Raw genomic sequence first — 12,558 nt, 5'->3', positions numbered from 1 at the left:
CCGCATTGATTTCAGGGAACACCGAGGAACCGGCTTCGCCGGGCCTCAGGTGTTGCCCCCGGTAGGGGGTTGGCGAAGCGGACACGAAGTGCCGCGCAGCCTGGGGGCGAGCCTATTTCAGTGGGCACTTGTCGGCGTAGGAGTCGCCGTAGTTCGTGAGCACGGTGTTGATCAGCTTGTTCGTGACCTTGCCCTGCGCGTCCTTGCCGATCACGCGCAGGTAGAAGTTCTCGACGGGATAGTGGTTGTTGGCGTACTTGAAGTTGCCGCGCGTCGAGGCGTAGTTGGCCTTCTTCAATGCGGCCACCACGGCTTCGCGGTTCTGCGCGTTGCCGCCGGCCTGTTTCACGGCGGCGTCCATCGCGAGGATCGCGTCATAGGCCTGCGCCGCGTACACCGACGGGTAGCGGCCGTTGTATTCCTTGCGGAACGCGGCCACGAAGGCCTTGTTGGCGGCGTTGTCGAGGTCGTGCGCCCAGTGCGAGGTGTTGAAGAGGCCGAGCATGGGCTCGCCCACTGCGCCGATCACGTCCTCGTCGGCCGAGAAGCCGCTGGTCACGAGCGTGATGTCCTTCGACAGGCCCGCGCCCACGAACTGCTTGATGAAGTTGATGCCCATCGCGCCGGGCAGGAAGAAGTAGATCGAGTCGGGCTTGGCCGCGCGAAGCTGCGCGAGTTCGGCCGCGTAGTCGATCTGGCCGAGCTTGGTGTAGAGCTCGTCGGCCACCTGGCCCTTGAACTGGCGCTTGAAGCCGCCCAGCGCGTCCTTGCCGGCCGGGTAGTTGGGAGCGATCAGCACGATCTTCTTGAAGGCGCGGTCCTGCGCGAACTTGCCTGCGGCCTCGTGGAACTGGTCGTTCTGGTAGGCGGTGCCGAAGAAATAGGCGTTGCACTGCGCGCCCGCGAACTGGCTCGGGCCGGCGTTGGCCGAGAGGTAGGGCACCTTCGCGTTGAAGAGCGTCGGGCCCACGGCCAGCGCCACGTTGGAGCCGATGGGGCCGCTGAAGAGGTCGATCTTGTCGCGCTGGATCATGCGGTCGACCAGCTGCTTGGCCTGGTCGGGGCTGCCGGCCATGTCGGCCTGCACGAATTCGACGTCCTGCCCGCCGAGCTTGCCGCCCAGCTGCTTGATGCCGAGCGCGAAACCGTCGCGCGCCTCGGCGCCCAATGCCGCGAACGGCCCTGAGATGTCGAGGGCCAGGCCCACCTTGACAGGGGCGGCCGTGGCGGACACCGCAGCACCGAGGACTGAGCCGCACAGCAGCAGCGAAAGCAGGGTGCGCGGCAGCGCGGGCGACTTCGGGGGCAGGCGGCTCATGGGTTCTCCGGCAGGAAAGGATGCAGAAACAACGCACCGGCACCGCCCCATGCGGCACCGGCGACATCAAACCGTTGATAGCTAAATACTTTAGCTGTAAACAATTCGGTGTCAACAGTGCTAGCACGAATGGTGCCAATACGTCGTCTTGCTTCCTGATGCGCGGGCCTGCTTAAGGAACACCGCGGAACCGGCTTTGCCGGGCCGCTGGTGTTGCCCCCTGCAAGGTGGGGCGAAGCGACACGAAGTGCGCGAAGCCTGGGGGTTAGCCAAAAGGATTTGCGGTGGCGAACCAGAGGCCGATGCCGGTGGCGATGATGAACGCCCCGTCGGTCACGCCCGCCACCAGGAAGAACTTGGTCTGCAACGTATCGACCAGCTCGGGCTGGCGCGCGGTGCTCTCCAGGAACTTCTGGCCGACCAGTCCGATGCCGAGGCACGAGCCGAGGGCGGCGACGCCGATCAGCAGTGCAACTGCGAGGGGAAGGATGTTGAAGCCGGTCATGGTGTTTTCTCCTGGTTGGTTGGTGAATCGAGGCACTGGTTGCTTCCTCGATGGACGTACTTTCCCAGAGCGGCTGCGCACGGTCCATGACGTGAGAGGTCATGGAGCGGATGCAGCCAATGCAGACGAGACAAAGAAAAAAAGCCGCCCGTGAAAACGGGCGGCTCCTTCGCGGAACACCGCGGAACCGGCTTCGCCGGGCCGCAGGTGTTGCCCCCTGCAAGGGTGTAGGCGAAGCGACACGAAGTGCGCGCAGCCTGGGGGTTTGCCTGCTACTGAAGCTGCGTCCAGTTCTGGTTGTTGCCGCCGTTGCAGGTCCACGTGATCAGCGCCGTGTCCTGCGTCGTCGCATTGTTCGGCACGTCCAGGCACGAACCCGAGGCGCGGTTGCGCAGGGCCGCGCCGACCAGGCTCCACTGCGTCGTGTCGCCGGCCGAGCAGGCCAGCTGGACCACGGCCGCATTGGTCGTCGCGGTGCCGCTTTGCGCCAGGCACAGGCCGCTGTGTTCGGCCTTGAACTGCACGAAGCCGCCACCGAGCTGGGTCACGGTGAAGCGCTCGTTGCCCGCGTTGCCGCACGGCCACTGCACCACCGTCGTGCCGCTCGTGGTCGCCGCGCCCTTCACGTTCACGCACAGGTTGCTGTGGTTCGAGCGGATGCGCGTGACCACCGGCGTCGGGTCGTTGTCGAGCGAGCGCACGTATTCGCGCAGGGCCACCACGTCGTTGGACGGCAGGCTGGAGGCGTTGCCGTGGCCGCTCGTGAGAACGTCCTGCAGCGTGGCCGCCTGGCCGTTGTGGAAGAACGCGGTGGTGTTCCAGGTGCCCAGCAGCGTCGGCGTGTCGAAGCCCACGCCCGCCAGCGGCTGGTTCATTCCCTTGCCCGAGGAGGCCTGGATCGTGCCCACGTCGTGCCGCACGCCGTCGCGGAAGGTGGCGCCGGTGTGGCAGGTCGCGCACTGCGCCGTGTTGAACACGGTCTGGCCGCGCGCGGCGTCCACGCTGAGGCTGCCGTCCGCCGCACGCGCGGGGCTGCGCATGTACTTGGTCAGCGAGGTCAGGTAGGCCGCGAGGTCGTCGAGCTGCGCGCTCTTGCCGGCCTTGGGCGCGCCCAGCGGGTCGGAGGTGGCCGCGAAGTCCGCGTTCGTCAGGAAGCCGGTGCCGCCGAACTCGTTGCGGATGTCGTTCTCGAAGTCCTGCACCTCGTCGAAGTTGGCCGTCCAGTGCAGCTTGCCGTGGCCCAGGCCGCGCCGGCCCTGCAGGCTGATGGTGCGGCGCAGGCCTTCGCCGCGCTGGGTGAAGTCCCACACCATGCCGTCGTCGCCGCCGTCCGCATGGCAGCTCGCGCAGGAGATGTAGTTGTCCTTGCTCATGCGACGATCCGACGCGTTGTAGAACACCTGCTTGCCGCGCAGAGCTGCCGGCGACATGGGCTCCGCAGCGACCGTCGACACGGTCTGCAGGAAGGTCGGCACATTGGTCTCCGACGACAGCACCGTCGCCACGTCGTGCACCGTCACCGAGCGCGCCAGGAAGTTGTTGACGAACAGCCGCTTGCGCGTCGCGTCGAGGTACAGGCCGTGCGGCGCGCTGCTGGCGTTGATCTCGCCACGCACCGCGCGGCTGTACGGATCGACGATGGCGACGCGGTTGCCTTCCATCTGCGCGACGAACAGGTAGTCGCCCGAGGGAGAGAAGAGCGCCGCGCGTGCCGGTGCCCGGTCGTCGAAGTCGATCTGCTCGCCGAACTCTTCCGCCGCCGTCTGCAGGTTGACCTGCGACAGGATGGAGCGCACCGTCTGGTCGTGCACCAGGTTGTTGCCGTCCCGGTACTTGCCGCGCACGATGTTGTCCTTCTTCGAGGGCAGCACGGCACGTGCGCCGTCGGGCGAGATCACCACCTGGCTCAGGTAGTTGGCCACGCCGCGCGCGCGGCTCTCGGTGTCCACCGTGGTGGTGTCCACCGGCAGCGCGACGGTGGTGATGGCGCTCATGCTCTGCAGGTTCACCTTGTGCAGCTGGCCGCCCGTCATCTTCGACTTGAAGCGCGTGACGTAGGCCACCTGCGAGCCCGACTCGACCGCGATGCCGCGCAGCGCGCCCTCCAGCGCGACCGCGCCGGTGGTGGTGCCGTTGCTCGGGTTGAAGCTCATCAGCACCGACTTGCTTTCCATCGTCAGCAGGCCCTTGGTGCCGTCGGGCGTGAAGGCCACGCCGTAGGGGCCGCTGCCGTAGGCCAGCGGCACGGTGGCCGAGAGGCTGCCGTCGGCGGCGTTGAGCACCACCAGCTTGTCCTCGCCCTGCACCGTGACCCAGATGCGTCCGTCGGGGCCGACGGCCAGCGTCTTCGGCTCGTCGCCCACGCGCACTTCCCAGCGCTTGACGAGGCTCTGCGAGTCGATGGCGGCGACCGTGCCGCTGTCGGGGTTCACCGAGTACACCGAGTTCGCGTCGCCCGCGATGTTGGTGGTGTGCGTGGGCGCCTTCGCCGTCACCGGCATGATCACCGTGAGGTTGTAGGTGTAGAAGGTCTCGCGGCCGCTGGCGTCCTTCACCGTCAGCGTCACCGTGAAGTGGCCGGGGCGCGTGTAGGTGTAGCTGTAGTTCGCCTGGTTCGAGTAGGCGGTCTGCGTGCCGTCGCCGAAGTTCCAGCGGTACTGCGCGCCGCTGCTGCCCAGCGTGGCCGGGTTGAACACCAGCTGGCCGTTCACCAGCTTGGGCCCGCCGCCGATGCCCGGGTCGCCGATGATGGCCTGGCCGCGCAGCGTGTTCACGTCGGTGTCGCTCAGCACGCGGCCGTAGACGCGCACTTCCGCCAGCGTGCCCTTGAAGAGCGCCGCGTTGCCCTGGATCTGGCCGAGCACGGCGAACTTGTTCGACAGGCCCTTGTTGCCGGTGGGACCGGTGGAGGTGGTCTTCGTGCCGTCGACGTACACGGCCTGCGCGCCGGAGGCGGCATCGCGCGTCATCACGACGTGGTGCCAGGTGCCGTCGTTCACCGCCGCGGTGGAGGTTGTGCCGCCGTCGTTGCCGACCGAGAGCTTGATGCGCCCGCTGTTGTCGAGCCAGCCCCAGAACACGTCGTCGGCGCCGCCGGACTGGTCGCGCCCGAAGATGCCGGGCGCGGTCCAGGAGTTGGGGCCGCCGGCCTGCGTGGTCTTCATGTAGAAGCTCAGCGAGGCGCTGCCGCCCAGCACGGTGGCCACGGTGTCGCTCTTCAGCGGCACGCCGGCCGTGCGGTTCGCGAAGTTCAGGCCGATGCTCTCGAAGGCGTCGCCGGTGGCGGGCGTGCCGTTGTTGGCGCCGATCTGGTCGGAGAGGTTGCCCGCCAGCGTCCAGTAGTGCATCAGGCCGATCTCGGCGGCGTTGCCGGTGTGGAACACCGACTTGTAGTCCGCGCCGATGGCGTTGCCCGCATAGTCCTTCACGCCGTTGGCCGGCAGGAACACCTCGTAGCTGGTGCCCGGCTGCAGCGGCTGCGCGGGGTGGAAGTTGATGATGCCCAGCTGCACGCTGTAGGTGCCCGCCAGCGTGTTGCCGCCCACAGGGCGCACGATGAAGGTGTTGGAGTTAACGCTCTCGGGCAGGATGCTGTCGCTCATGCCCAGGCCGATGCGCGAGGTCAGCGCCTGCTGCTTCGCGTTGCTGGCGGGCGAGACCTGCCTCACTTCGGGCTTGGTGGTGTCGGGGTCGACCTGGTGCACGACGAAGCCGCTACCCGAGCCGTGGTCGTTGCCCACGAAGATCAGGTTGCCGAAGGCCGCGACCTGGCCGTTGTCGGAGTGCGAGAAGTTCGGATCGTCCTCGCGCAGGATGCTGCCGCGGCCCACTTCGACGTGGTTCAGCGGATTGCTCACGTCGACCTTGTGGATGTAGGTCTGCGCACCCTGGATGACGTAGTTGTCCTGCGTGGCGCAGTAGAGCTGCTCGTCAATGACGAGGCGGTTGTCCTCGGCCACGAAGTTGGAGCGGTCGCTCAGGTCGTAGCTGTACATCTTCGCGCCACCGCCGCGCGCCGAGGCGTGCAGCGTCTTGCCGTCGAAGCAGGTGGCGTAGTAGTTGGGGTTGGAGCCCACGGTGTCCAGCACCTTGGGGTTCAGCGGGTCGGAGATGTCGAGGCTGGAGAAGCCCGCGGTGTTGTCCATCGAGGTCAGCACCATGTGGTTGCCCATGGTGAAGATCGGGCCGATGCGGAAGCCGCCGAGCTCACCGGTGGGCACCGGGTTGGGCTTGCCGGCGCCGCGGTTCGCCACCACGGCGTTGGCGGGGTCGGTGGCATCGACGATGAAGATGCCGCGGCCCGCCGAGGCCACGTACAGGTAGGGCGCCTGCCACCAGAGTTGCCAGGCCACGTTCTCGTAGTCGCCGCCGTTGACGCCGGGCAGCGCGAGCTTCTTCACCTGCTTGATGTCGTTGACGTCGGTGAAGTCCCAGAACTCGACGCCGTTGATGCTGGGCAGCACCACGTACGTCTTGCCGCCGATCTTCGCGGTGCCGAAGGAGTGGGTCTCGCGGAATTCCTGCGTGCGGCCCTCGGGCTCGTAGATCTTCTTCACGAGCTTGATCTGGCGCGGGTTCGAGATGTCGTACAGCAGGAAGCCGCCCGGGCCGAGGCCACTGTCCGGCGCGAAGGAGGTCAGGAAGTAGCCGTTGACCATGATGCCGGCGTTCATGCCGTAGTCCTTGCGGCCCGGGTAGGTGGCGGGCACCTCGCGCGACTCGTAGGCATTGCTGTGCGCCGGGTCCAGCGGATGCGCGGCACTGGTGATCATCGAGACCGGCTTGAACAGCTCGGCCGAGGTGTAGGTGAGATTGCCGAGGCCCGGTCCCTGCAGGGGGAGAGGATCGGCCACGGCTTCGGCCACCGCCGTCGCCATGTTGTTCAGGGTCGTCATCGGACTGACCCCCGTGATTGCCGCGTGCGTCAGCAGCGTGACGAACGGCAGCAGGAACGCCATCAAGTAATACCGGATTTTCATCGTCGCCTCCAGGTTGTTTGAAGTCCGCAGGGGAACCGTTTTCTTCTCGGCCAACTAACTCCGTGTTTGTCTTTTCTCTTTGTCTCTCTCGTCTCTTCCTTGCCTGCCTGGGCGCGTGGCAGAAAACGCGCGCGCAGGACGCACCCCGGCGGGCGACGCATCCGTCGCCCGCCGTGAGCTTTCTTCCTTCTTTCTTCCTCCTAAAGAGGGCGCGTCTTCGTCATGTCATTTCGCGCCACCCGATTCGTAGATGTCCCATGCCTCCTTGGCGCTGGCGCCGCGGTGGATCATGGCCATCAGCGCATCCACCACCGCCGACGGATTGCCGTGCTGGTAGACGTTGCGCCCGTACACCATGCCGACGGCGCCTTCGTCCATCAGCACGCGCGAGCGCGCGAACACCTGCTGCAGGTCCTCGCGGCCGCCGCCGCGCACGAGCACGGGGCAGCGCGCGGCCTGCACCACGCGGTGGAAGTCCTTGGGGTCGGTGGTGGGGTCGGCCTTGATGATGTCGGCGCCCATGTCGCGCGCCAGGCGCACCAGCGTGACGATCTTCTCGGCATCGCCGTCCACCGAGTAGCGGCTGCCGGCCGAGGGCGCCTGCATCACCAGCGGCTCGATCATCAGCGGCATGCCGTAGCGGTCGCAGTCGGCGCGCACGCGGGCGATGTTCTGCACGCACTGGCGGAACAGGTCGGGCTCGTCGGGCAGCATGAAGAGGTTGACCACCACGCAGGCCGCGTCGCGCTGCACGGCCGGCAGCACCGGGTCGTGCTCGTTCTGCAGCACGGCCCACATCACGCGGTGGCGCGTGGCGTTGTAGGGGTTGCCCATGTCGATGCGCATCACCAGCGCGGGCTTGTCGCGGCCGGGGCGGTCCTGCAGCAGGTCGGACTGGCCGTAGTTGAGCTGGATCGCGTCGGGGCGGGCGGCCACGAGACGGTCCATTACCGAGGGCATGTCCTCGAGGCCGTCGAGGAAGCTGGGCTCGTTGCACACGCCGTGGTCGAGCGCGATGTCCAGGCAGCGCCCGTTGTTGAGCAGCCTGTTCAGGCGTGCGGTCTTGTCCTTCGACATACGGAAAGAAGTCCTTGTGTGTTGGTGTGACAGAAAAGAAGAGGGCGGCTCAGGCCAGCGAGCCCAGGTGCCTGCCGGCTGCCGCGTCGATCAGCTCCAGCGCGGCGTCGTGCAGGCGCACCGAGCCGGCGCCCGCGTTCTCGATGGCCTGCTTGCTCACGCGCGCGCCGCACAGCGCCACCGAGATGCTTCCGCGCGCCAGCGTCCAGGCGATCATGAGTTGGCCGAAGGAGCATTCGAGCTGCTTGCGCAGCGGCTCCAGCTCCTCGAAGAAGGCCTTGAGCTTCGCGCGGTTCTGCGCGCTGAAGCGCGGGTTGGTGGCGCGCTGGTCGTCGCCGGTGAACTTGCGCTCGGGGTCGATGGGGCCCGCGAGCAGGCCCAGCGCCAGCGAGGAGTAGCCCAGCACTGCCACGTTGTGCTCGGTGCACAGCGGCACCAGCGTCTGCTCGATCTCGCGGTCGATCAGGCTGTAGCGCTCCTGTGCGGCGTCGACCGGGCCGTACCGGAGGTATTCGGCCAGCGTCTCGGGGCTCACGTTGCTCACGCCGATGGCGCGGATCTTTCCCTGCTTCTTGAGTTCGAGCAGCGTGCTCATCGTCTCTTCGACCGGCGTGGTGCTGTCCTGCCAGTGCGTGATGTAGAGGTCGATGTAGTCGGTCTGCAGGCGCTTCAGGCTTTCTTCGGCCTCGTGGATGATCGACTCGCGCCCGAGGTAGCGGTACACCGGGTGGCCGTCTTCTTCGAAGAAGTGCGTTCCCTGTTGGGTGTGCCAGACCAGCCCGCACTTGGTGGCGATCACTGCCTCGTGGCGCCGGCCCTTCAGCGCGGTGCCGACGATGCTCTCGGAGCGCCCGAGGCCGTAGGCCGGCGCGGTGTCGATCAGGTTCACTCCTGCGTCCAGCGAAGCCTGGATGGCGAGCACGGCGGCCGCGTTGTCGCCGCCGCCCCACATCCATCCGCCCATGGCCCAGGTGCCCAGGCCGATGGCCGAGCACTCGATGCCCGAGGGGCCGAGCGTGGTCTTCTTCATGGCCGATGCGTTGTTGGTGCTGTTGCTCATCGCTTGGTCTTTCTCGTGTTCATGAGGTGGTCGATGGTCACGGCCGCGAGCAGGATCACGCCCTTGATCACGTCCTGCCAGTAGGGCGACACGTCGAGCAGGATCAGCGAGCTGGTCACCACCGACAGCAGCGCCAGGCCCAGCACAGCGCCGAGCACCGTGCCCGAGCCGCCCTTGAGGCTGGCGCCGCCGATCACCGCGGCGGCGATCACGTTGAGTTCCATGCCCATGCCGAAGGTCGGCGTGGCCGCGCCGAAGCGCGCCGTGTAGATCACGCCTGCGAGCCCAGCCGATGCAGCGCACAGCACCGTGACCCAGAACTTCACGTGGCCCACGCGGATGCCCGAATAGAGCGCAGCCTTCTCGTTGCTGCCGGTGTAGAACACGCGGCGCAGCAGCGAGGAGCGGCGCAGCACGAAGTCGCTCACCACCACGATCACCAGGAAGATCAGGATCACGGCAGGAATGCCGAAGAGCGTGCCCTGGCCGATGAACTTGAACTCCGCCGGCAGCGAGAACAGCGACTGCGGCGTGCCCTGCGTGAGTGCGAGGCACAGGCCGCGCACGATCACCATGAAGGCCAGCGAGGCGATGAAGTGGTTCAGCCCGATGCGCGTGACGCAGCCGCCGATCATCGCGCCGATCATGGCGCTGGCGGCAATGGCGATGAGCCCCGCCGTCCACGGGTCGAAGCCCATGAGGAAGAGCTTGCCCGTGACCACCATCGCGAAGCACACCACCGAGCCCACCGACAGGTCGATGCCGCCGACGATCAGCAGGATGGTCATGCCCACCACCACGATGCCCTCGATGGAGAACGACAGCAGCATCGCGCGCACGTTGTCCCACGTGAGAAAGTAGGGCGAGGCGAAGCTCATGCCCACGCACAGCGCGGCGATGATGAGCAGGAGGCCCATCTCGCGCATGCTGCCGAGTTTGCTGGCGGGTTTCACGGGACCTCCTCCTCCCGATTGGCGTTGCTGGAGACCGGGGGCAGTCCCCGCATCGAGTTGTGCTGGGTAATTCATGCTGTCGCTTCCTCTTCGCAAAGTCCGGAGGCCAGCCGCAGCAGCACCTCTTCCGTCATGTCCTTGTCTTGCACCTCGCCGGCGAGCCGGCCGTCGCGGATCACCAGCGCGCGGTCGCACAGCCCGATGATCTCGGGCAGCTCCGAGGAGATCACGATCACGCCCACGCCCTGGCTGGCCAGGTCGCGCAGGATGTGATGAATCTCCGACTTGGCGCCCACGTCCACGCCGCGCGTGGGCTCGTCCATCAGCAGCACCGACGGGTTGGTGGCCAGCAGCTTGGCAATGGCCACCTTCTGCTGGTTGCCGCCCGACAGGCTCGCGACGTCGATGTCGACGCCGTCGGACTTGAGCTTGAGCTTGGCGCCCAGTTCGATCGCGAGCTTGCGTTCGCTCGCGCGCTGCAGCAGGCCGAAGCGCGAGCTCACGCGCTTCAGCGCCATCGACGCGATGTTCTGCGCGATCGGCAGGTCGAGATAGACGCCGGCCGCCTTGCGGTCTTCGCTGAGATAGGCGATGCCCTCGCGCAGCGCGTCGCTGTACTTGCGGATGGCGAGTTCCCTGCCGCGCAGCCGCACGCTGCCGCCGCGGGCCGTGCGCAGGCCGCAGATGGTCTCGGCGAGCTCGCTGCGGCCGGCGCCCATCAGGCCCGCGATGCCGAGGATCTCGCCGCGCTTGAGCCTGAACGACACGCCGTGCACGCGCTCGCCGTCGGCGATGTCCGTCACCTCGAGCACGTGCTCGCCCGATGCGGGCTCATCCTGCTTGGGTGGGTAGTAGTTGCCCAGGTCGCGCCCGACCATGCGGCGCACCAGGCCGTCGGCGTCGAGCTCGGCCAGCGGTCCGCTGTGCACGTCGCGCCCGTCGCGCAGCACGGTCACGCGCGAGCAGTGCGCGAAGATCTCGGCCATGCGGTGGCTGATGTAGATGATGCCGATGCCCTGCGCCTGCAGGTCGTGCAGCACCTTGAAGAGCGCGGCCGATTCGTTGTCGGTCAGCGCGGCGGTGGGCTCGTCGAGGATCAGCACCTTGCAGTCCAGCGTGAGCGCCTTCGCGATCTCGATGAGCTGCTGCGTGGAGATGCTCAGGTCCTTCACCAGCGCGGCCGGGTCCACGTCCTGTCCCAGCCGCTGCAGCACCTTGGCCGCGCGTTCGTTGAGGCTCGCGTAGTTCATCCACGCGCTCTTGCCGGCGTTGATTTCCGGCATGAAGATGTTCTCGGCCACGGTGGCGTCGCCGCACAGGGCGATCTCCTGGTGTACCAGGCCGATGCCCAGGCGCATGGCATGTGCCGGGCCGTCTATGACCACCTGCTGCCCGTCGAGCGCGATCGTGCCCTCGTCCGGCTGGTGGATGCCGTCGATGATGTTCATCAGCGTGGACTTGCCCGCGCCGTTCTCGCCGCACAGGGCGTGGATCTCGCCGCGGTGCAGCGAGAAGTCCACGCCCGAGAGCGCGCGCGAAGCGCCGAAGCGCTTGCTGATGCCCCGCAATTCGAGCAGTGCGCTCATCGCTTCGTGCCCATTCACTCGCCGATGCCCTTGGTGCCGCGGCGGGCGAGGTACTTGTCCCAGTAGAAGTCGTCGGCGTTGGCCTTGCTCACCACCGACAGGCCGTTGTCCAGGAAGGGCACGGCCATGGGGTTGGTGCCGTTGCGCTTGGCGTCGTTCATCGGGTCGATGAGCGTCGGGTTCTTGGCCAGGAACAGCATCATCATGCCCATGTAGCCCTGCATGCCCTGGTTCGGGTTGATGGAGCCGAACACGTCGCCCGACTTGATCATGTCGAGGATCTTGGCGTTCACGTCGCAGCACATCACCTTGATGTTCTTCTTGGTCTCGACCTTGGCCTGCGCCGCGCCGAGGGCGGAGTTGGCCTCGGGCATGAAGAGCGCGCCCAGGTTCGGGTTGGCCTGCGCGAGGCTCAGCACCGCCTGGTAGGCCTTGTTCGGGTCCTGGTTGCTGGCGGCGCGGCCGACCAGCTTCATGCCGGGGTGCTTGGCCTTCATGCGGTTGATGAAGGCGGCGATGCGGCGGTCGTGGTTGTCCTGGCCGGGGTTCTCCAGCACCGCGTATTCGCCCTTGCCGCCCAGCGAGGCCGCGATGGCGTCGGCGGCCTGCGTGCCTTCGCGGTCGTTGTCGGAGGTGACGAAGGAGGTGCGCTTGGAGTTCGGCGAGTCGGCCGCGAAGGTGACGACCGGGATGCCCATCGCCGCGGCACGGTTGATCGGCTCGATGAACGGGTCGGGGTTCATCGGGTGCAGCAGGATGCCCGCGGGCTTGCGCGCCAGCTCCTGCTCGAAGGACGCGAGCTGCTTGTTCACGTCGTACTCGGGCGTGCCGGTGTAGCGGGTGCGAACGCCCAGCGTGCGGCCGAGCTGCTTCATCATTTCGTAGACCGGAAACCAGTACTCGACCCCCGACACCATCACGTTCATCACGTAGACGTCGCTCGAATTGCCGCGCAGGCCGCCTGCCGCGGCGGGGGCAGCCGCCTGCTGCTGCGCGAACGCGCTTGCGCCGGCCAGGCCGATGCCGGCTGCGGCTGCGGACTTCAGGAAATTACGCCTCATTTTTTGTCTCCTCACGTTG

Annotated in this window: 8 protein-coding genes; all 8 read right to left on the bottom strand. The window is 67.1% G+C overall.

The genetic code is table 11. The annotated features are described in order from the left end of the window. Nucleotides 1–112 precede the first annotated feature (112 nt). Nucleotides 113–1,318 (bottom strand): ABC transporter substrate-binding protein, encoded by a 1,206-nt coding sequence (locus BMY35_RS34260; RefSeq protein WP_093209084.1) that lies wholly within the window; start codon nt 1,316–1,318, stop codon nt 113–115. Between the two features lie 265 nt (nt 1,319–1,583). Continuing rightward, on the bottom strand, nt 1,584–1,823 hold the full coding sequence (gene atpE / locus BMY35_RS34255) for a F0F1 ATP synthase subunit C (RefSeq protein ID WP_012745530.1): 240 nt from the start codon (nt 1,821–1,823) through the stop codon (nt 1,584–1,586). A gap of 272 nt (nt 1,824–2,095) precedes the next feature. Then, the gene (locus BMY35_RS34250) at nt 2,096–6,802 is read right to left on the bottom strand and encodes an RICIN domain-containing protein (protein ID WP_093209082.1); all 4,707 of its coding nucleotides are present in this window, start codon (nt 6,800–6,802) and stop codon (nt 2,096–2,098) included. Nucleotides 6,803–7,027: 225 nt separating this feature from the next. After that, complete coding sequence (locus BMY35_RS34245; RefSeq protein ID WP_093209079.1) at nt 7,028–7,879, bottom strand: class I fructose-bisphosphate aldolase; 852 nt, start codon at nt 7,877–7,879, stop codon at nt 7,028–7,030. Nucleotides 7,880–7,928: 49 nt separating this feature from the next. After that, nucleotides 7,929–8,939 (bottom strand): aldo/keto reductase, encoded by a 1,011-nt coding sequence (locus BMY35_RS34240; protein ID WP_256230426.1) that lies wholly within the window; start codon nt 8,937–8,939, stop codon nt 7,929–7,931. After that, the gene (locus tag BMY35_RS34235; RefSeq protein ID WP_093209076.1) at nt 8,936–9,967 is read right to left on the bottom strand and encodes an ABC transporter permease; all 1,032 of its coding nucleotides are present in this window, start codon (nt 9,965–9,967) and stop codon (nt 8,936–8,938) included. The genes BMY35_RS34240 and BMY35_RS34235 overlap by 4 nt, the downstream gene beginning before the upstream one ends. Further along, nucleotides 9,964–11,478 (bottom strand): sugar ABC transporter ATP-binding protein, encoded by a 1,515-nt coding sequence (locus tag BMY35_RS34230; protein ID WP_093209073.1) that lies wholly within the window; start codon nt 11,476–11,478, stop codon nt 9,964–9,966. The genes BMY35_RS34235 and BMY35_RS34230 overlap by 4 nt, the downstream gene beginning before the upstream one ends. 14 nt (nt 11,479–11,492) lie before the next feature. Beyond that, nucleotides 11,493–12,539 carry a substrate-binding domain-containing protein gene (locus BMY35_RS34225; protein WP_093209071.1) on the bottom strand — a complete coding sequence of 349 codons (1,047 nt, stop codon included), beginning with the start codon at nt 12,537–12,539 and terminating at the stop codon, nt 11,493–11,495. Nucleotides 12,540–12,558: the final 19 nt, after the last annotated feature.

The sequence above is a fragment of the Variovorax sp. YR750 genome (assembly GCF_900109805.1).
GTDB classification, from domain to species: domain Bacteria; phylum Pseudomonadota; class Gammaproteobacteria; order Burkholderiales; family Burkholderiaceae_C; genus Variovorax; species Variovorax gossypii.
Note: the sequence above shows the minus strand (reverse complement) of the source record. Positions and strands in the feature narration are given on the sequence as shown.